The organism is Pseudomonas sp. IT-P4 (assembly GCF_949767755.1).
GTDB lineage: Bacteria > Pseudomonadota > Gammaproteobacteria > Pseudomonadales > Pseudomonadaceae > Aquipseudomonas > Aquipseudomonas monachiensis.
The window spans coordinates 111499-131767 of record NZ_CATKPX010000016.1 but is presented as its reverse complement, the minus strand read 5'-3'; the positions used below and the strand labels follow the sequence as shown (position 1 = coordinate 131767).

Annotated in this window: 18 protein-coding genes, 1 other RNA gene and 2 pseudogenes; 13 read left to right on the top strand and 8 right to left on the bottom strand. The window is 60.2% G+C overall.

Annotation, left to right across the window (positions count from 1 at the left end; all coding sequences use genetic code 11):
- Window positions 1-8 precede the first annotated feature (8 nt).
- Window positions 9-1025 carry an AraC family transcriptional regulator gene (locus ACM6IT_RS03040; protein ID WP_056728148.1) on the bottom strand — a complete coding sequence of 339 codons (1017 nt, stop codon included), beginning with the start codon at window positions 1023-1025 and terminating at the stop codon, window positions 9-11.
- Between the two features lie 210 nt (window positions 1026-1235).
- Here ACM6IT_RS03040 and ACM6IT_RS03035 point away from each other — a divergent pair, with 210 nt between their 5' ends.
- The 8 genes from ACM6IT_RS03035 (at window position 1236) to ACM6IT_RS03000 (ending at window position 11844) form a co-directional block, all read left to right on the top strand.
- Window positions 1236-2831, top strand: a complete 1596-nt coding sequence (locus ACM6IT_RS03035) for an FAD-binding oxidoreductase (RefSeq protein WP_414913713.1) — start codon at window positions 1236-1238, stop codon at window positions 2829-2831.
- Window positions 2832-2838: 7 nt separating this feature from the next.
- Entirely contained in the window at window positions 2839-4428 is a 1590-nt protein-coding gene (locus tag ACM6IT_RS03030) for a glycerol-3-phosphate dehydrogenase/oxidase (RefSeq protein ID WP_056728153.1), read from the top strand.
- Between the two features lie 20 nt (window positions 4429-4448).
- A complete protein-coding gene (locus ACM6IT_RS03025) occupies window positions 4449-6017 on the top strand; it encodes an FGGY-family carbohydrate kinase (RefSeq protein WP_414917472.1) in 1569 nt (522 codons plus the stop codon).
- A 227-nt stretch (window positions 6018-6244) separates the two neighbouring features.
- Window positions 6245-7549, top strand: a complete 1305-nt coding sequence (locus ACM6IT_RS03020) for a phospholipase (RefSeq protein WP_414917471.1) — start codon at window positions 6245-6247, stop codon at window positions 7547-7549.
- A 45-nt stretch (window positions 7550-7594) separates the two neighbouring features.
- The gene (locus ACM6IT_RS03015; protein ID WP_414917470.1) at window positions 7595-9550 is read left to right on the top strand and encodes a DUF1302 domain-containing protein; all 1956 of its coding nucleotides are present in this window, start codon (window positions 7595-7597) and stop codon (window positions 9548-9550) included.
- A gap of 171 nt (window positions 9551-9721) precedes the next feature.
- Complete coding sequence (locus ACM6IT_RS03010; RefSeq protein WP_414917469.1) at window positions 9722-11095, top strand: DUF1329 domain-containing protein; 1374 nt, start codon at window positions 9722-9724, stop codon at window positions 11093-11095.
- A gap of 87 nt (window positions 11096-11182) precedes the next feature.
- Window positions 11183-11428 carry a FitA-like ribbon-helix-helix domain-containing protein gene (locus tag ACM6IT_RS03005; RefSeq protein ID WP_046038645.1) on the top strand — a complete coding sequence of 82 codons (246 nt, stop codon included), beginning with the start codon at window positions 11183-11185 and terminating at the stop codon, window positions 11426-11428.
- Entirely contained in the window at window positions 11425-11844 is a 420-nt protein-coding gene (locus ACM6IT_RS03000) for a type II toxin-antitoxin system VapC family toxin (protein WP_414913707.1), read from the top strand. The genes ACM6IT_RS03005 and ACM6IT_RS03000 overlap by 4 nt, the downstream gene beginning before the upstream one ends.
- Window positions 11845-11990: 146 nt before the next feature.
- On the opposite strand, the gene ACM6IT_RS02995 is transcribed toward ACM6IT_RS03000, so the two are convergent.
- The gene (locus ACM6IT_RS02995) at window positions 11991-12695 is read right to left on the bottom strand and encodes a methyl-accepting chemotaxis protein (RefSeq protein WP_409078340.1); all 705 of its coding nucleotides are present in this window, start codon (window positions 12693-12695) and stop codon (window positions 11991-11993) included.
- A gap of 201 nt (window positions 12696-12896) precedes the next feature.
- A pseudogene (locus ACM6IT_RS02990) lies at window positions 12897-13775 on the bottom strand (methyl-accepting chemotaxis protein); the annotation flags it as partial.
- Between the two features lie 395 nt (window positions 13776-14170).
- Between ACM6IT_RS02990 and ACM6IT_RS02985 the strand changes: the two are divergent.
- The 4 genes from ACM6IT_RS02985 to ACM6IT_RS02970 all read left to right on the top strand — a co-directional run bounded on the left by ACM6IT_RS02985 (window position 14171) and on the right by ACM6IT_RS02970 (window position 17565).
- A complete protein-coding gene (locus tag ACM6IT_RS02985) occupies window positions 14171-14842 on the top strand; it encodes a histidine phosphatase family protein (RefSeq protein ID WP_056728588.1) in 672 nt (223 codons plus the stop codon).
- Between the two features lie 31 nt (window positions 14843-14873).
- Complete coding sequence (locus ACM6IT_RS02980) at window positions 14874-15707, top strand: phosphatase PAP2 family protein (protein ID WP_414917468.1); 834 nt, start codon at window positions 14874-14876, stop codon at window positions 15705-15707.
- 410 nt (window positions 15708-16117) lie between these two features.
- A complete protein-coding gene (locus ACM6IT_RS02975) occupies window positions 16118-16369 on the top strand; it encodes a helix-turn-helix domain-containing protein (RefSeq protein WP_414913705.1) in 252 nt (83 codons plus the stop codon).
- On the top strand, window positions 16366-17565 hold the full coding sequence (locus tag ACM6IT_RS02970; RefSeq protein ID WP_414913704.1) for a type II toxin-antitoxin system HipA family toxin: 1200 nt from the start codon (window positions 16366-16368) through the stop codon (window positions 17563-17565). Before ACM6IT_RS02975 ends, ACM6IT_RS02970 begins: the two co-directional genes overlap by 4 nt.
- Before the next feature lie 58 nt (window positions 17566-17623).
- On the opposite strand, the gene ACM6IT_RS02965 is transcribed toward ACM6IT_RS02970, so the two are convergent.
- The 3 genes and pseudogenes from ACM6IT_RS02965 to ACM6IT_RS02955 all read right to left on the bottom strand — a co-directional run.
- A complete protein-coding gene (locus tag ACM6IT_RS02965; protein ID WP_056728170.1) occupies window positions 17624-17872 on the bottom strand; it encodes a hypothetical protein in 249 nt (82 codons plus the stop codon).
- Window position 17873: 1 nt separating this feature from the next.
- Window positions 17874-18227 (bottom strand): DUF6124 family protein, encoded by a 354-nt coding sequence (locus ACM6IT_RS02960; protein ID WP_414917467.1) that lies wholly within the window; start codon window positions 18225-18227, stop codon window positions 17874-17876.
- Window positions 18228-18559: 332 nt separating this feature from the next.
- Window positions 18560-18652, bottom strand: a pseudogene (locus tag ACM6IT_RS02955) (hydrolase); the annotation flags it as partial.
- 181 nt (window positions 18653-18833) lie between these two features.
- Between ACM6IT_RS02955 and ACM6IT_RS02950 the strand changes: the two are divergent.
- Entirely contained in the window at window positions 18834-19097 is a 264-nt protein-coding gene (locus ACM6IT_RS02950; RefSeq protein ID WP_056728174.1) for a hypothetical protein, read from the top strand.
- Window positions 19098-19193: 96 nt separating this feature from the next.
- On the opposite strand, the gene ssrA is transcribed toward ACM6IT_RS02950, so the two are convergent.
- Window positions 19194-19590: a transfer-messenger RNA gene (ssrA, locus tag ACM6IT_RS02945) on the bottom strand.
- A 94-nt stretch (window positions 19591-19684) separates the two neighbouring features.
- Window positions 19685-19963, bottom strand: a complete 279-nt coding sequence (locus ACM6IT_RS02940) for a hypothetical protein (RefSeq protein WP_056728194.1) — start codon at window positions 19961-19963, stop codon at window positions 19685-19687.
- Window positions 19964-20269: the final 306 nt, after the last annotated feature.

Here is a 20269-nt window from a genome sequence, read left to right as displayed (position 1 = left end):
GGACTGCGTCAAACCCGGTGGGTTTGGCGAAACTCGCCGGGCGGCATCCCGCGCCGGCTTTTGAATGTGCGGTGAAACGAGCGGGGTTCGGTGAAACCCAGGTACTGGGCGATGTCCTGGATCGGCAGGGTGCTGTTGAGCAGGTAATGCTCGGCCAGCTCCTGGCGCAGGTCATCGAGGATCTGCTGGTACGACGTACCGGCCAGATGCAGTTGGCGTTGCAGCGTGCGCACTGACACGGCGAGATGCTCGGCCACCTGCTCCTTGCGGGGCAGGCCTTCCTTGAGCAACTTTCGCAGGATGCTTTTGACCCGCTGTTCCAGCGACGCGTCCTCCAGAGTGGCCATCAATCCCTGGGCATGTTCTTCCAGCGTGCGCAGCAATTGCGCATCGGCCTGGCGCAATGGCAACTGCAAATACGGCAACGGGACAATCAGCGCCGAATAAGGCTGGTCGAACAGTACCGGGCAGTCGAAGAACTGCTCGTACTCGGCCAGCGTCGTGTCGGCGGGGCAGGCATGTTCCAGCCATACGGCGGCCGGCGACATCTGCGTGTCGGCGATCCAGCGCGCGTATTGCAGCCAGGAACCGAGCACGTTTTCCACCAGGTGCCGGCGAATTCGCGGGCGCTGATGGCGGCATGTCCAGATCAGGTGCACCTCGCTGCCTTGCACCTCGGCGCGGCTGACGCCCATGTCGCCCACCAGTTTCTCGAACGGCATGATGCGGCTCATGGCGTCGCCCAGTGTCGCGCAGTTCATGGTGATGTAGCCCAGCACGCTCCAGGAGTTGGGCAACACGAACCGCGCGGCGTTGAGACCGAACAACGCATCGCCCGAGTGTTCGCAGAAGTAATCGAGCAGCCGTTCGTGGGCCTCACCCGGCAACCGCAGGCTGTTGTCACTCAACTGCTGTGCCTGCAACCCGGCAGCCGCCAACGCAGGCTCGATGGCCATGCCCAGTTGTTCGGCATGACGCAGGTATTTGAGCAGCGGCGGAACTGAAGTGAAGCCCAGGGATTGCATGATCGTATTCCTTTGATCAAGGCCCGCGTGCGCGGATGAATGCCCTGAAAGGTAATTTGAAACCACGGCTAAAGTAAATGGCTGACGCCTGCGCGACGTTTGACTCAATTGGCTACTCGAACTGGCCCGATGCGACCGTGACACTTTCGGGCGGCTGACTAGTATGGGGGCCTGAAATATCACTGATCAGAACCGCAAAAGGACACACGCATGCGACGCTGGAACGGCTGGGGAGATGCAACCACGGTGGTCGAGCTGCCGGCCCAGGGCGCGAGTTTTCTCGCCCGGCGGGTGGGTGACGGTCGAGCGCTGCCCGATGCGACGCTTGAGGCGGCATTGGCCCGCGTGCCCCCGTCGCGGTTGCAGCAACACTTCTTGTACAGCGTGGATGCCCATGATCGTTTGCTGCATGCGCGGGGCCAGAGCCTGCCGGACTGGCTGGCGTTGCGTGAGGGCGCGCTGGGAAATTATCCCGACGCCGTGGCCTATCCCACGAGTGCTGAACAGATTCGCCGGTTACTGCTGCTCGCCCATGAACAGGACCTGTGCCTGATTCCTTATGGCGGCGGCACCTCGGTGGCCGGTCACATCAACCCGCCGAGTTCCGCGCGGCCGGTGGTGACGGTTTCCCTGGCCCGCATGAGTCGCCTGCTGGACCTCGACGAAGAGAGCCTGCTGGCCACCTTCGGCCCCGGCACCAGTGGACCGCAGGTGGAAAGTCAGCTGCGTGCCCGTGGTTACACCCTGGGGCATTTCCCGCAGTCGTGGGAGCTGTCGACCCTGGGTGGTTGGGTCGCCAGCCGCTCCAGCGGCCAGCAGTCGTTGCGCTATGGGCGGATCGAGCAACTGTTCGCCGGCGGCACCCTGGAAACCTTTGCCGGCCCTTTGGACATTCCCTCCTTTCCGGCCTCGGCGGCCGGGCCCGATCTGCGCGAGGTGGTGTTGGGCTGTGAGGGCCGTTTCGGGATCATTTCCGAGGTGAAGGTGCGGGTCAGCGCACTGCCCGCCGATGAGCGTTTCTATGGTGTGTTTCTGCCCGATTGGCCCAAGGCGCTGCAAGCTATCCGCCAGTTGGCCCAGGCGCGCGTGCCGCTGTCGATGTTGCGCCTGTCCAACGCGGTGGAAACCGAAACCCAGTTGGCGCTGGCCGGTCACCCGCAGCAGATCGCCTGGCTGGAAAAGTACCTGGCCCTGCGTGGCGCCGGCGCGGGCAAATGCCTGCTGACGTTCGGCGTGACCGGCAATCGTCGGCAAAATGCGCTGTCCCTGCGTCAGGCCCGGCAGCACCTCAAGGCGTTCGGCGGGGTGTTTACCGGCACCTTGCTCGGCAAGAAGTGGGCGCAGAACCGTTTTCGTTTTCCCTACCTGCGCGAGAACCTGTGGAACGCCGGTTACGTGGTGGACACCCTGGAAACGGCCACTGACTGGAGCAACGTCGACAACCTGCTCACGCTGATCGAAAACAGCCTGCGCGACGCCTTGGCTGCCGAAGGCGAGCGGGTGCATGTCTTCACCCACCTTTCCCATGTCTACGGCGAAGGGTCGAGCATCTACACCACCTACGTGTTTCGCCCGGCGGCGGACTATCCCGCCACTCTGGCGCGCTGGCAGGCCCTCAAGCACGCGGCCAGCCAGACCATCGTCGACAACCATGGCACCATCAGTCACCAGCATGGCGTGGGCAAGGATCACGCGCCGTACCTGCGGCGGGAGAAGGGCGCGCTGGCGATGGACACCCTGCAGGTATTGAGTCGGCATTTTGATCCGGCCGGGCGACTGAACCCTGGCACGCTGTTGCAGGAGTGACGGCGCCATGAGCCTGGACTGGAACGCGGCGTGGCGACAGCGGGTGCTGCCGACGCTGGCGGATGAAACCTGGGACCTGATCGTCATCGGCGGCGGCATCAGCGGCGCCGGCATCCTGCGCGAAGCTGCGCGCCGTGGCTGGCGTTGCCTGCTGCTGGAACAGCGCGATTTCGCCTGGGGCACCTCCAGTCGCTCCTCGAAAATGGTCCATGGCGGCTTGCGTTACATCGCCAAGGGCCAGTGGCGCCTGACCCGCGATTCGGTCCGTGAACGCCAGCGCCTGCTCGACGAAGCGCCGGGGCTGGTGGAACCGATGAGTTTCATGATGCCGCATTACCGTGGCGGCTTTCCCGGACCTCGGGTGCTGGGTGGTTTGTTGTCCGTTTATGACGCCTTGGCCGGGCGGCGCAGCCATCACTTCCATGACGCGCAACAACTGCGTTATCTGGCGCCCGGGGTGAAGGAACATGACCTGCTGGGCGGCACCTGTTTTATCGATGCGCTGACCGATGATGCCCGTCTGGTGATGCGCGTATTGGGCGAGGCCCGGGCCGACGGTGGCGTGGTGCTCAACGGCTTGCGCGTGCAGCAATTGCTGCGTGAAGAGGGGCGCGTTTGCGGGGTTCAGGTCGAAGACTGCGAGGGCGGCGGATTACTGACATTGCGTTGCGGTGTGCTGGCCGTGGCCACCGGCGCGTGGGCCGAGCGCTTGCGCCTGCCCGATGCCCCTCGCCAGTTGCGCCCGTTGCGTGGCAGTCATCTGTTGTTGCCGGGCTGGCGCCTGCCAGTGGCGCAAGCCTTCACCTTCCTGCACGAGCGCGACCGTCGACCAGTGTTCGTTTTCCCTTGGGAGGGTGCCACGGTGGTCGGCACCACGGACCTCGATCATCGCGAGGATCTGGATGAGAGCGCGAGCATCAGCCTGGATGAACTCGACTATCTGCTGGCGGCCTGCAGCCAGCAGTTCCCCCAGGCCGAAGTGGTCGCTGCCGATGTGCTGTCGACCTGGTCGGGTGTGCGCCCGGTGGTGGGCAGTGCGGCGGGTGAGCTCAAACCGTCGAATGAAACCCGCGAGCATGTACTGTGGCAGGAGCCGGGTTGCGTGACCCTGGCCGGCGGCAAGCTGACCACCTTTCGCCCGCAGTCCATCGAAGTGCTCAAGGCCTGCGCGGCCATGCTCGATCGTCCATTCGTTGATGACGCCGCGCCGGTGTTCGCCGCTGTGCCACCGTTGGCGATACCGGGGCTCAGCGCCCATCGGTGGCGGCGCCTGGCCGGGCGGCATGGCCGTGACCTGCCGAGGCTGGCGAAGCTGATCACCGAACTGGGCCACGACACCATCGGCGGCACTGACACCTTGTGGGTGGAACTGGCCGTTGCCTGCGATGCAGAAATGGTCCTGCACCTGGATGACCTGCTGCTGCGCCGAACCCGCCTTGGCTTGTTGTTGCCGCGCGGTGGCGAGGATTATTTCGCTGCCATTGGCCAACTCTGCCAACCGCGACTGGGCTGGGACGATGAGCATTGGCAGCAGGAATTACAGCGTTATCGGGCGTTGTGGCAACGCCATCATGGTTTACCGGATGCCGCGCATTGATGCCCCTTGAAGAGAGCTCCATGGATAACCACCCGAACAAGCGTTACCTGTTGGCCATCGACAATGGCACCCAGAGCGTGCGCGCGCTGCTCTTCGACCTGCAGGGCAATCTGCTGGGCAAAGGCAAGGTCGAGTTGCAGGCCTATTACTCGACTCAACCCGGCTGGGCCGAGCAGGACCCTGAGTATTACTGGGCAAAACTGGGTGAAGCTTGCCAGCAGTTGTGGACGCAGACCGGCATCGATCGTTCACAGATTGCCGGTGTCTCCCTGACCACCCAACGCGGCACCGTGATCAACGTCGATGCCCAGGGCAAGGCGCTGCGTCCGGCGATCCTGTGGCTCGATCAACGTCAGGCCGAAGTCAAGGGCGGCATCAAGGGGCCGTGGGGCTGGCTGTTCAAACTGGTCGGCGCGCAAGCCACGGTGGACTACTTTCGCGCCCAGGCCGAGGCCAACTGGATCGCCCGCAATCAGCCTGGAGTCTGGGCGGCGACCGACAAGTTTCTGCTGCTTTCGGGGTTTCTCACCCACCGCCTTTGTGGGCGCTTTGTCGATTCGGTGGGTTGTTGCGTCGGTTACCTGCCGTTCGACTTCAAACGCCTGAAATGGGCCGCCCCCACCGACTGGAAATGGCAGGCGCTGGCGGTGCGTCCCGAGCAACTGCCGAGCCTGTACAAGCCTGGTGAAACCCTCGGCCATATCAGCGCCGAGGCCAGCCGCCACACCGGCATTCCCGAGGGGCTGCCGCTGATCGCCGCAGGTGCCGACAAGGCCTGCGAAGTCGTGGGTTCCGGTGTCGTCGACCCAGGCACCGTGTGCCTTTCCTACGGCACCACGGCGACGATCACCAGCACCCGCTCGCGCTACCTGGAAATCGTCCCGTTGATTCCGCCTTACCCGTCCGCAGTGCCGGATCAATACAACTGCGAGGTGATGATTTATCGCGGTTACTGGATGGTCAGCTGGTTCAAGAACGAGTTCGGCCTGCGGGAAATGCAGCAGGCCAAAGCCCAGGGCGTGGAGCCGGAGCAACTCTTCGATGCGCTGGTCGACGCCGTGCCGCCGGGTTCCATGGGGTTGATGCTGCAACCCTACTGGTCGCCTGGCATCCGCGAGCCGGGTGTGGAGGCCAAGGGCGCGATGATCGGCTTCGGCGACGTGCATACCCGCGCCCACATTTACCGGGCGATCCTCGAAGGCCTGGCGTATGCCTTGCGTCAGGGCATGGAGAAAATCGAGAAGCGCTCGAGGGTCTCCATTACGCGCTTGCGTGTTGCCGGAGGCGGTTCGCAGAGTGATGCCGCGATGCAACTCACGGCGAATATTTTCGGCCTGCCGGCCGAGCGTCCGCATGTCTACGAAGCGTCCGGCCTGGGCGCGGCCATTTGCTGCGCGGTGGGCCTGGGGCTGCACGCGGATTTCCCCACGGCGATGGCCGCCATGACACGGGTCGGTGCGGTATTCATGCCGCAACCCGAGGCGCAGCAGATCTACGAGCGACTGTACAAAGAGGTCTACGTGCGCATGTATCGACAGCTCAAGCCGTTGTACCAGAGCATCCGCAAAATCACTGGTTACCCGGCCTGAAAGAACACCGCAGATCTCCCCTGTAGGAGCTGCCGAAGGCTGCGATCCTTTGATCTTCGAGTCCGCCAAAATCAAAAAATCGCAGCCTTCGGCAGCTCCTACAGAGAACCATAGGCAACTTTGCACGTGGCGCTATCGGAGAACTTTTCTGGTGAGATTGGACAGTGTCAGGGGCAGGGTCGGTTGTTAGGCTCAACCCCCACGGCACATCCAATAAGAACCAGGCAATGAAGCTGACACTCCTCCTGTTGCTGCTTTGTGCAACGGCCCCTACTGCCTGGGGCTGGTCGAACCATACGGTGGGCAGCTACCTGGCGTTGCAGGATTTGCCGGCCTTGCGTGATGCGCCACAGGTCGAAGTCGAGCCGCTGGAGCAGTTTCTTTCGCAGCAATACCAGGCCGTGAGTGCGCTGCTCGATGAGCAGGAGAACTTTGCCCGCGAGCACTTCACCCACTACCCGCCGCGCCCCGACAACCTGCGATTGCCAGCCGTGCCTGGGGACAATCTGCGCCACGACTTCCTCACCGCACTGCGCATCAATCCCGGGGTTCATCTGGCGATGGTCATCCAGCCGCTGCCGGGCAAGGATCTGCCCGAGCGTGAGCACCTCAAGGCCGAACAAGTCATGGTGGAGCAGACGCTTTCACCGTGGAATCGCCAGCGCTTCATCGTTGTGGCTGACCACGAACAAGTCGCGCCCCTTGCCGTGTTGGCCAGCGCCGCCGATGAGCCGGATTACGGCCACGACATCAACCTGTTCAGCGACAACCCCGGCGACGTCGGCGCGTTGTACGGCTTCGGCCCGCAGCCTTTCGGCGACGCGCGGTTTCAGTACAGCTCCCAGGCGCCTTTCCATATGGGCTTCTTCCATGAAAGCCCGGTGGTATACGCCGCCGCCGGATTTCTTCAGCGCAGCTGGCCGGACTGGCGCGCCTACCAGTACATGGGCTTGGCGCGACTGGCGTTTGCCACTGGCCATCCCTATTGGGGTTATCGATTCCTAGGTTGGGGCCTGCACCACGTTCAGGACCTGACCCAGCCTTATCACACCAAGCCTCTGCCCGGTGTCGAACTGGCAAGCCTGCTGGTGCTGGAAGGCAAGGCCCTGGCCGGCTTCGATGCGGACAAACATGCGGCCATCGAACGGGTCGCCACCCGGCACATGGAAGTGGAGAAGTATCAGTCGACCTGGCTTCGTCGCCTGCTGCGCGCCGGCCAGGCACACCCGATGCTCGACGTTTATGCCGACTCTGCACAGGACGCCCGTTATCCGCCGTACTCGGTGGACTACTTGCGCGAAGTAGTGAGTGCCGAGTCCGTCGACGAATCGGCGGTATTTGATGAAGCCATCGGCCAGTGGCTGGACACGGCACCGATCACCAGTGATTTCAGCAGCGGCAATCAGCTGCAGCGCGAAGACTTCGACCATCCGGCACTTAACCAGCAGCTGTTCAAACTGCTGGGGCATTTCGGCGCCCACAGCCGGATTTACGCCCGTGCGGGAATGGCGCCACAGCCATCGCAGCAATAGCTTCAGAACACAAAAACAATAAAACCAGGGAAAGAGGAAAGGATCATGAGCACTCGATTTCGCCTGTCTGGCGCGGCGCTTCCCGGCGTGGGCCTGGCAGGGCTGCTGCAACTGTGCGCGGTCGACGGCGTGCAGGCCAAGGAGTTCAGCGTGCTGGACAACCAGATCACCGGTTCATTCGACAGTACCCTGTCTTATGGCCGTTTGTGGCGGGTCCAGGGCCGGGACAAGAACAACGATGACGTCAACACCAACGACGGCAATCGCAACTTCGACACCGGGCTGGTTTCCGAGGTGTACAAGATCACCTCGGAGCTCGAGGCCAACTATCAGAACTACGGGATGTTCGTGCGCGGCACCGCGTTCTATGACACCCAACTGATGGACAAGCGCAACGATTACTACCGCAACAACAACCCGTCGCAACCCAGCCAGAGTTTCCCGCAGGACGACCACTTCACGGACCAGACCCGCGATATCGCCGGCAGCCGGGTGGAGATGCTCGACGCCTACCTCTACGGCAACTGGGACGTCGCGCAGATGCCGCTCACGGCACGCATAGGGCGCCAGGTGTTCAACTGGGGCGAGGGGATTTTCTACCGTGGCGGGATCAACACCACCAACCCGGTGGATGCGGCCAAGTACCGTCTGCCCGGGGCTGAAGTCAAGGAAGTGCTGGTACCGGTGGAAGCGCTGAGCTTCAACATTGGCCTGACCGACAGCCTGACCATGGAAAGCTTCTACCAGACGAACTGGAAGGAAACCCGCATCGACCCGGTCGGTACGTTCTACTCGCAGACGGACCTGTTCGCCGACGGCGGCAACACCGCCTACAACAACTTCAGCGGTACCGCGCTGGACACCCCGGTGCCTGGCTTCGGCAACGTGATCGATCTGTACAGCGCGCTGGGCAACAACCCGTTGCTCAACCAGGCCCTGAGCACCACCGGCCTGTACGCCAACGGGGTCACCCCGGCCTTTGGCAACACCGTCAAAGTGGCCACGGTCGGCAAGGATTTCAATGCGCGCAACGACGGCCAGTTCGGTTTCGCTTTTCGCTACATCGCAGAAGAACTCAACAGCACCGAGTTCGGGTTGTACATGGTCAACTACCACGCCAAGGAGCCGACCATTTCCGCCGATCTGGGCGGGTACCAGGGCATCGACATGAATGCCCTGACCAACCTGTTGACCGGTGTCGCCGGCAGCCAGGCGGGGCAATTGGCCAATGGCCTGGCGACCATGGATGTGCTGGGCAATATCCAGGCGCATCGGCGCTACGCCGAAGACATCCGCATGTACGGCTTCAGTTTCAACACCACCCTGGGCCAGGCGTCGGTGTTCGGTGAAGTGGCCTATCGGCCGAACCTGCCCATCGGGGTCGCCGCCACCAACGACCTGATCGGCGACCTGGCCAACAGCGCCGCTGCAGCGGCAGGCGGCCAGACCATCAACATCGGCGGGCAGCAGGTCACGCTCGACAGCCAGATCAATAACGCCGAGCGGGTGGAAGCGTTCAACACGTCCCTGGGCACCATTTACAACTTTGGCCCGAGCCTGTCATTCGACTCGCTGTTCGGCGTATTCGAGCTGGCGTCCGAGCACCTGCGCGGCAGCAGCCTGCAATACACCGCGTATGACGGCAGTACCCGTTACTACGCTGGCACCGGTAACTTTTCCTATGTGTCCGGCGGCGAGCGCAGCGACCAGGTCAACCGCAACTCCTACAGCTACACCGCGATGCTCAACGGCACCTGGAACGACGTGTATGCCGGGGTCAACGTCTCGCCTTATGTCGTCTACAAGGATGACTTCGAGGGCAACAGCTACCAGGCGGGCAACATCATCGAGGGCCGCAAGGCCTACACCCTGGGGATCAAGGCCAACTACCAGAACAAGCTGGAGGCCGAGTTGCAATACACCGAATTCTACGGCGGCGGGCAGGACAACGGCCTGCGTGATCGCGACAACGTCGGCTTCAACCTCAAGTACTTCCTTTGATTGCTGCGCACAACCCCTTGTGGGAGCGGGCTTGCTCGCGAAAGCGGTGTGTCAGGCGACATCTGCGCTGGATGTGCCGCCCTCTTCGCGAGCAAGCCCGCTCCCACATTGGATCTTTTGTGTATTGCAGACCGCACTCCCAGACGGCTGTTTTTATTTCGGAGAACGTCCATGTTTGACCTTCCACAACTGACCAAGACCACGCTGGCGCTGTTCCTGAGCCTGGCCGCCGGCAGCGCACTTGCTGCGATCACGCCCCAGCAAGCCGAGCAACTGAAAACCACCCTGACGCCAATGGGGGCCGAGCGTGCCGGCAACGCGGCCGGGACCATTCCGGCCTGGAACGGCGGTATCACCCAGGCGCCGGCAGGCTATAAGCCGGGCCAGCATCACCTGGACCCCTATGCGGCGGACAAGCCGCTGTTCACCATCACCAAAGCCAACCTTGAACAGTACAAGGCCCACCTCAGCCCGGGTCAGATCGCACTGTTCAACAGCTACCCCGACACCTTCCAGATGCCGGTCTATCCCTCTCGCCGGTCGGGCTCGGCACCGCAGTGGCTGTACGACAACACCTTGAAAAACGCGACCTCGGCCAAGCTGCTCGATGGCGGGACCGGTTTTGCCGAAGGCTACGGCGGCGTGCCGTTCCCGGTGCCCAAGGATGGCATCGAGGTGCTGTGGAACCACATCACCCGTTATCGCGGCATCTATGTGGTCCGTCGTGCTTCCGAAGCGCCGGTACAACGCAACGGCAGCTTCGCGCTTGTAACCTCGCAGCAAGAGGGGCTCTTCAACTATTACCGCCCGGGTGGCCAGTTTGCCGACCTGAAAAACATCCTGTTCTACTACCTGGCATTCGTGAAGAGCCCGGCCCGGCTGGCGGGCGGTGCGGCATTGGTTCACGAGACCCTGGACCAGCTCAAGGACCCGCGCCAGGCCTGGGTCTACGACGCGGGCCAACGCCGTGTACGCCGGGCGCCGAACCTCGCGTATGACACCCCGATCGCCTCATCCGACGGCCTGCGCACGGCGGACGATACGGACATGTTCAACGGCTCGCCAGACCGCTACGACTGGAAGCTCAAGGGCAAGCAAGAGGTCTACATTCCCTATAACAATTACAAAGTCGGCAGCCCTGAGGTGAAGTACGAGCAGTTGCTCACACCGGGCCACCTCAACCCGCAATTCACCCGTTATGAGCTGCATCGGGTCTGGGTGGTCGAAGGCACGCTCAAGCCGGGTGCGCGGCATATCTATTCCAAGCGCGTGCTGTTTCTGGACGAGGACAGTTGGGGCGCCGCCCTGGTGGACCAATACGACGGGCGAGGGGAGTTGTGGCGGGTGTCGATGGCCTACCTGAAAAACTTCTACGACCTGCCCACCACCTGGAGCGCACTGGACGTATTCCATGACTTGCAGGCGCGTCGTTACTACGTGCAGAACCTGGACAACGAAGAGCCGGCCACAGTGGACTTCGCCCAACCGGTGCCGGAAGACGCGTACTTCATGCCATCGGCATTGCGCCAGCGCGGGACTCGGTGATATTGGCCATTGGGAAGATGGCCGGGTTCTGGTTTGTCAGGATGTGCTAGTCTGCAATCAATGATTTCATTGATTGCAGGAGGCATCATGGCCAGCATCACAATTAGAAACCTTGATGAGAAGCTCAAGGAGCAGTTGCGTATCACAGCAGCTCATAACGGACATTCCATGGAAGAAGAGGCTCGCCTGATTCTGGGTCGGGCTTTGGCGACTGTTGATCGCGCTGGTGGACTTGGAAGCAGGATCCGCAACAGATTCAGCGCTCTCGGAGGCGTCGAGCTTGATCTGCCAGAGCGTTCAGAGAAGGCAACGGCGGTGGATTTCTCTGAATGATAGTGCTCGATACCAACGTTCTTTCAGAATTTATGCGAGTCGAGCCTGAAACCCGGGTGCTTGCCTGGGTTGATGCGCAGCCGGCGATGGATCTGGCAGTCAGTGCGGTAACGGTGGCGGAAATTCTCCACGGCATCGCACGCCTGCCTTCTGGCAAGCGCAAACAGAAACTTGAAGCCCATGCCATGGCCATGTTCGAAGAAGACTTTGCCGGACGCATTTTGCCGTTCGATGCTCATGCCGCTGTTGAGTACGCAACGCTGACAGCAGGTGCTGAAGCCAATGGGCGTGCGGTTTCAATGGCAGATGCGCAAATTGCCGCCATTTGCCGAAGCCATGGGGCTGCCATAGCCACCCGCAACATTCGCGACTTCGGATTTCCCGGGATTGATGTCATCAATCCTTGGGAGGCCTGAGTATCTGCGCAGTCAGATAGATAGCCATCGCGGGCAAGCCACGCTCCCACAGGGTTTTGGGTCATTCACAGATTCTGTGTTCGACACCTTACTTGTGGGAGCGAGCCTGCTCGCGAAGGGATCTTTCATTCACCGCAAGGCGAATGTCAGACGCGGAAGTGGCTCACCATCTGCTGCAATTGACCACCCAGCCGCGCCAGTTCAATGCTGGACTTGGCGGTCTCATCGCTCGCCGCTGCGGTCTGTTCGGACACATCGCGCACGTTGATGATGCTGCGGCTGATCTCTTCGGCCACGGCGCTTTGCTGTTCGGCAGCGGCGGCGATCTGCTGGTTCATCGACTGGATGTTGGACACCGTGCGGGTGATGTTCTCCAGTGACTCGCCGGCCTTGCGGGTCAGGGCCACGCTGCTGTCGGTGAGGACACGACTGTTGTTCATCACCGCCGACACTTGTTGCGTGCCGTTCTGCAGGCCGGCCACCAGGCCTTCGATTTCCTCGGTGGATTTCTGCGTGCGCTGGGCCAGGCCGCGGACCTCGTCGGCCACCACCGCAAAACCTCGACCGGCTTCACCGGCACGTGCCGCTTCAATGGCGGCATTGAGTGCCAGCAGGTTGGTCTGTTCGGCGACGGCCTTGATCACGTCCATGACGCTGCCGATCTTGTCGCTTTCCTTTTGCAGCACGCTCATGGCCTCGGTGGAGCGCACCACTTCGTTGGCCAGGCGCTCGATCTGGGCAATGGCTTCGTTGACCACTTTGTCACCCTCACGGGCTTCGCCGTCCGCCGCCGCAGCGGCTTGCGAGGCTTCTTCGGCGTTGCGCGCGACTTCCTGCACGGTGGCGGTCATCTCGTGCATGGCGGTGGCCACCTGATCGGTCTCGACTTTCTGGCTGTTGACCCCGGCACTGGTCTGCTCGGTCACGGCCGACAGCTCTTCGGCGGCGCTGGCGATCTGGGTCACGCCGTCGCGGATGCCGCTGATCAAGTCGCGCAGGGTCACACCCATGCGCGCGATGCCTTGCTGCAACACGCCGAGTTCGTCGCGACGGGTGACCAGCACGTTGTGGGACAGGTCACCGCTGGCGATGCGATCGACCACCGCCAGGGTTTCGCGCAATGGCCGGGTGATCTGGCGAGTGATGACCACGGCGGCAATGATGCCCACCAGCAGTGCAAGCAACGTGCTGATCAGTTGCAGGGTCCGGGCCTGGGCGCTTTCGGCATCACGTCGGTCGAGCTGGATTTGATACAGCTGATCGCTCTGGGACACGATGGCCGCTCCCTGGTCGGTCATTTCCTTGCGCGCTTGCACCGCGTCATTGCTGGCGGCTTTATAGGCCTGCAAGGCGCTGCGGTAGTTGCCGAGCGCGGTTTCCAGCTGACGCAGGGCGTCTTGCCGGGAGTCGGCGAAATGCGTGTTCAGCGGTTTCAGGCTGGCGATGGCGGCGTCCAGTTGGCCGACGGCTTTTTGCTCGGTCTCGGCATTGGTACTGGCGGTGTAGCCGCGCACTTCGTAGCGCGCCAGCAGGAACGCTTCCTTGGCCGCGGTGATGGCCTGGAACTGTTCGAAGCGCTGGTCGCTCAACGGCATTTGCTGCACGCGGGCATTGATGTCATTGATCAGCGTGTTGGCGGTTTCGGCGTTGGCACTCATGGCGTCGCGGGCGCTGTTACCGGCGCGATAGGCGCTGCGCATCTTGCCCAGGGACGTCCTGTAGGCGTCGATGACGGCGCCTTGCTCGCGCAGCAGCTTGAGGTTTTCCGGGCTCTTGAACTTCGCCAGCAGGGCTTGCTGCTGGGCCGAGAAGGCGTCGAGGGTGGTCTGTACGTTCTGCGCGGCGGTTTCGTCGCCGTTGGTCAGCATGTATTGCAGGCGAACCACGCGCAGCTTGGTCAGGCCGGCGTTGAGCTGGGTGATGTCACTCATCCAGTTGCTGCGGTCGATCAACCCGCCCAGGCTGGTCCAGCCGGTCAGGGCCAGGACGCAGGTCAGTGCCAGGACCAGGCCAAACCCCAGGCCCAGTTTCAGGTTCACGCTGATGTTGCCGAACCAGCTATTCATCTCATTCCTCCAGGAACTTGGTACTTCTTTATCGTCGGTTGGCTGGAAGATTGTTTTTTTTGGAAGCCGCCAAGCTGTGTAAGCAGGATGTATCGGCAGCAATCCCGGGAGCTGAAAGGATTTTTCCGAACGGATTCTGTAACAAAATTTTTACAGCGCTTTTAAGCTTTTTTTCACAAACGTTTCACCAGTCACCGACGCACGTTTCCTTAACCTGCCGGGATCTAATGAGGCAGTGTTTGCTGGCGAGGCAGCGTGATGTGGAATTAAGACTGAGTCTTTTCGGGATAAAGCGCTCGATCGATCTGAGCCGCTTCGCCCGTTATCGCAACGCTGCGGTAGTGTTGGCCTCGGCGCTGCTGGTGATCCCGTTGACGGTGTTCTTGCTGCGACCTGCCGCCGTTCCGGACCTGGCTCACGGCAATGTGAGCGGTGCACAGGCGTTGATGACCGGATGGGCCAAGGGCGACCTGATCGTTCTGGTGCGCCACGTCGAGCGCTGCGATCACTCCTCGGCGCCTTGCCTGGTTGGCAACGATGGCATTACCGAGCGTTCTCGTCGTGTTGCCGAGAACCTCGGGGCACAGTTCAAACACCTTGGCCTGGGCAAGGTCGATATCTACAACAGCCCGATCCAGCGCACTGCACAGACTGCCAACTTCATGTTCAACAAGGTTGGCGCGGGGGAAGACTGGCTGATCAGTTGCAAGGGCACCATGCTGCGCGACGCGCTGGCGCACAAGGTGGCCGGGCGCAACATGATTCTGGTGACCCACAGCGAATGCATGGACCAACTGGAAAAAGAGCTCCATTTGCCGACTTCGACCCTGGGTTACGGGGCCTCTCTGTTTATCTCCGCCGAATCGCCACAGGCTCCGCGCATGCTTGGCTTTATCGAAGCATCGGATTGGCCGACGGTGACGCCCCGTTGAATTTCACCATCCCTTTGAATCAGGACTGAGCATGCTGACCGCTTCCCGCTACCGCTTTTACTGGATGAATTTTGGTATTCCGCTGGCCTGCGCGGTCGCGGTGTTCCTGATGTTCGACATGACCAGCATCGACATCGCTTTCAACAATTACTTTTTTGATCCGGTGACGCAGACGTACCCGTTGGACCAGGTCCATCTGTTCGAAAAAATCACCCACAAATGGGCGCGAATCATTCCGAACTGGACCGGCGAAATTGCGATTATCGGTGTCTTGCTGTCGTTTCTCTGGCCACGCCTGAAGGCTGAAAAACACGCGAAAATCATCGCCTTCCTGGAAAAAATCAAAGTCGCACCGGTACTGCGCTTTGCCAACCGCCATCGACGCGACTTTCTCTACGTGGTGTTCGCGTTCTCCATCAGCACCGGGGTCATTCACTACCTCAAGGGCCACACCAGCGTGTATTGCCCGATCGAGACGACCCTGTACGGCGGCAAAATGGAGCACGTCGAGTGGTACGAGAATTTCGACCTGCTGAAAGTCGCTGGAGAGGGGCGCTGCTGGCCGGGCGGACATGCGTCGGGCGGCTTCACCATGCTGGCGTTGTACTTCGTGGCTCGCCGTTATCGCTGGCGCTATTCGAAAGCGATCATGTACGGCTCGCTGGCACTCGGTTTCATCTATGGCACCACGCGAGTATTGCAAGGGTGGCACTACATGTCCCACACCTTCTGGGCCGGTATCTTCGTGTGGCTGGCGTGTTTGCTGACGGCGCTGGCGTTTTACGGGCGAGCGAGGCTGGAACAGCCGGTGCTCACCAGAGCGGAACAACCGGTGTTGGCGACTCAGACTCAACCTGTGAATTGAGTCGTTGTTGAAGCGCAAAACCCGCATCTCGAAAGGGGGCGGGTTTTTTGTTACCCGAGGAAACCTTCAGTGAGTCTCGGATTGCGAATTCGCAGACAAAAAAAAGCCCGCGGGAGGGCGGGCAAACCGTAGTTTCTTGAATGAGCGAGGGCAATGTACAGGCTGGCGTGAGGGGGTGGGGTGAAGAAAAATTCATCTGGATCAAGGCCCTGTACCAGAGCTTGCGACACCGCTACGGCAAATGATCCGCGGCAAGGTCGACCTCCGACCGGGCACGCAAGCGGCCCTTGCGGCAGCGTTGGTGTCGATTGTGTTGGGGATATTGGTGGGGGGAGACGGGGGTGTAAGGCAAATTCGCAATAATGTTCTGTATACGATACATTTAAATATAAATGTCACGGTAACTGAACATGGAATACGCCCTGCTGATATCCCGACTCGGTAGCCAAATACGTGAAACGCGTATCAGGCGCGGTCTGACACAAGCTCGACTTGCTGAGCTCGCCGGTTTGACGCGGCAGAAAGTCATTGCTGTCGAGCAGGGTGTCGATACTGTTGCCATGAACGCTTACGCAAGAGTCTTGAGCGCTTTGGACTGCGAGCTCACCGTTATACCGGCGGCCATGCCGACCCTTGAAGAGCTTGGGGAGTTGTTCGAATGAAAATGACCTCCCTCAAAGTCAGTACCCCAGAGGGCCATAGCGGCCGAATCCTCACCAGCGGCGATAATTATATTTTTCGCTATCTAGAAGACGCTTTACCCAACACCTCCATCAGTCTGTCGATGCCCGTGCGGGCTGACGAGTTTCGTCGGCGGGATCTGCATCCCGTATTCCAGATGAACCTTCCTGAAGGCTATATGTTGGAGCAGTTGCGCAATCGCCTGGCGAAAACCGTAAATGTCGATCCAATGTTGTTGCTTGCTCTTTCTGGCAGCAGTTCGCCAATTGGCAGGATTCAGGTGCATTCCGAAACCGTTGATGCCCTGCTTGGCGAACAGCAGTTCCCTGGAGAAAAACTCGAAGAAATTCTCACCTGGGATGGAGCGGAAGATATCTTCGCCGACCTTCTTGACCGCTATATTTTACGGGCAGGTATATCGGGTGTTCAGCCGAAGGTTTTGGTGCCTGAGCAGCAAGATTTCGAATTGCGACGAGCCACCTCGAAAACCTCTGACTTGATAATCAAGAGTGGCCGGGATGAGTTTCCAGGACTGGCCATCAATGAGTTCCTTTGCATGTCCATTGCCAAGGAGGCGGGCATTCCAGTCCCGCAGTTTTACCTGTCCGACAATGCAAGGCTGTTTGTCATGCGTCGCTTTGATCGGGACGACCAGCTTAACCCGATTGGATTCGAGGACATGGCCGCACTGATGGGGCTCTCGGCTGATCAGAAATACAGCAAAAGCTATGCTGCCATAGCCAAAGCGATTCGGCTGTTTTGCCCGGCAAACAATCAACGAACCTCGCTTGATCAACTTTTCGATTACATAGCGCTGAGCTGCATCGTTGGGAACGGCGATGCTCATTTAAAGAACTTCGGCTTGCTCTATTCGGAGCCGACCCAACGTGACGCGCGCCTCGCGCCGGCATACGACATCGTTAATACGACGGCCTATATCCCTGAAGATGTTTTGGCGCTAGACCTTGTGGGTAACAAGTCGTTGTTTGCTTCCCGTCAGGGGTTGTTGGAGTTTGCACAGACGTGTGAGGTGGAACATCCTGAGTTGCGGATTCAGCGATTGCTTGCGGCAGTTGAGTTGGTGCTGAAGCGCTACCCTGAGTTTCGAGAGCAGGCGCCTCATGTGGTGAAGGCAATACAGCACGCGGCAGCCCCTTTCGCCCTGACGTTTGGGTAGTTTCAACATCAATTAAAATGGGCGACTTCAGGGAAGTCGCCCATTTTGTTTTCCGAGATCAAACCTGCATCCGCAACCGCCGCCCAACCACATCCAGCAAATCGCAACCATCGCGCAGGGACGTGACCAGCACCCGCGCCAGTTCGCTGTAAACACCCTCATCAGCCGCGAAACTCTCTAGCAATTGCGTCGCGGTTCGAATGCGGTAGGCAGCTGTTTCATGCAGTACATCCAGCGGTGCTTCGGTGTCGATCAGCAGCGACGCGATGGTGCAGTCGATGCCGGTCATCGGCATGTATCGATCCATCTCAAGCCTCCACTTCGTCGAGTGGCGCGATGTTGTCCAGTGCCCGGTTCACCAGCAATTGCGCCAGCACGGCCAACTGCTGGATCGCCAGGGCGATGTTGCGACGCGAACTCTCAAGTTCGCAGGCAAGGTCGGTGCTCATGACGTTGAGCGAGGCCAGGGTTTCGCTGGCGTGGGTGAGCAGGGACGGTGTGTCGATGTTGGGGCGCAGGGTGAAGACGTGGCTGATGGGGTCGAGTTGATTGGGGTTGCGGAGGCGGGCGCTGATGGCGGGTTCGGTGGTTTTCGATAAGTCGATTTTGTCTTCAGCTAAATTGGCTGGGGTTTCCGGGGGGTTGGGGCTGTTCTTTTTCAAGATGGCATTCCTCACACTGTTTAGAGAAGTTGCCATCCCCTGCTGTCAAACAGGATTGGGTGGCAGCTATACGCGGGTTGACAGACCGGAAGTGTGAGAACCCGGTGCACCCGAAGGTGCCCCGCGCACAGCCGCCATAATCGTGACTACATGCGCGAATGCATGCTGGCTGATTTGGGAGGTGTGAAGATTACACTTTCAGCCTGTCAAAGCCGATCGCTGATTTGCAGCGACCCCTGAAGGCTATCGTCGAGAAGATGCGTCCGCCAGTTCATGAAAGGCGATGCGTCTTGCGGGAAATGTCCTAGGACGCGGTGAAGTCGTTGCATCGATCACAGGTCACTCGATCTCACCGTGTGCTTGAAATGATGCCCCCAAAGCCTGACCCCCAACCCGCTCGTCCGGTCCAGTGACGACCCTGCCGTGCCCATATTGCAACCATGCACATAGCGGCATTGCGCGACTGTCCATGTGACCCTATCGTCAGCTTTTACCTGCCACAAAGTGCTTTTGTGAGTTGTGGGCGTACGATGTAACTCACGTTTTCGCTGAATTCCTGGGGGGAGCGAACGAAGCGATCGAGCGATGTTGAATTGGAGAAAAATCATGATTCGCAAGCACTACTTGAAAGCCCTGGCAACGCTGCTCATCGCCGCCGGCGTGCAGTGGGTGACGCTACCCGTCTACGCGACCGAGCAGGGTGAGCAGCGGCGTGAAGCTCGCGATACCCGGCAGGATGGGCGCTCTACTGCCCGGCAAACCAAGGATGAATGCAGAAAGGGCAGCGACAAGAGCAACGTGGAATGTCGCCAGGACAAGCGCAGCACCAAGCAGGATACCCGTCGCACGGCCCGGGATATCAAGTACTGATCGTTAGTGTGGGTTCTGTTTCAGGCTGTTACTGGGCTTGTGGTGCGCCTAGAAACAACAAAGCCCGCACAAGGCGGGCTTCGTTGGTGTCTCAATTGGTGGAGCCGGGGGGATTTGAACCCCCGTCCGCCAGTACTCCGCTGTCGGTACTACATGCGTAGCCGTGTCTATTAAGTTAACCCTCAGCGACCCGACGGGCAGGGTGCTTTGGGCGAGTTGTGTAAGTTTTAGCCGCTTCGTCCACAACGTACTGCACGGCGATTCTGTTCTATATGACAATCACTTTGGGTTTACAGACATCCCCTGGTGATTGCTGGACCCGAAGGTACCAGAAGCTCAGGGCTAAGGCTGCTTACGCAGCGAGAGCGAATTCCTGGCCGTAGTTATCGTCATTGGCAACTATAAGTAGTTGCAACAGTGGATTTACGAGTTCTGTTACCAACTCGGCATGCACCTAAAGTTTCGCAACCGGCGTCGAATCCTAAACGGCCCCGAGCCTGATGCTCTGTGAATCAAGTGAGCAGCAGGCCTGTACAGTGTACGTCATCACGCCCCGGAAGGCCAACCCGAAGGTTGACCACCACAGATCATGGGTTTGGTTGGTTGCCCTGACTGTCAGCAAGTGCCAATGCCTGGGTGGCCTCGGTGACGCATTTTTTGTCGTCCCCGGAGGCTTGTGAGGCTTCGGCGCTGGACATCAGCCTTTTGATCTCCATTGAGGTGTTTGTGGCGGTCGCCGGCAGCGCATTCACTTTGCCTTTGAGCTCTTGCAACTTGCTCGTACAAAGGTTGTTGTCCGCAGCAAATACAGGAGAGGCCAGCATGGCGGCAGCAATGAACAGGCCAGCGAGTGTGGTGCGTTTCATGGGTATCTCCTTGAGCTGATGGTCTCGGTGCTGGCGTATGAGCGGACAGCCAGGCCAAGCCCGAAAAATCAGCCACGATCTGATGGGGCCTACCTCAAAGACTGCGATTCAACGCAAGAATTCGGTTTTTTAAGAAAGTGTGTCGAGCTTTTCCAGCGATGGTAGGCAAATTTCCAGACCCCAGATGCAACAAAACCCGCAACTGGCGGGTTTTGGTTTGCTTCGTAGCGGGTGCAGCCGGGCTTTGAACTCCCGGCTGCCTGTACTCCGTTGTTGATGTACGCCAGCGTGGCGCGGAAGGCCAAC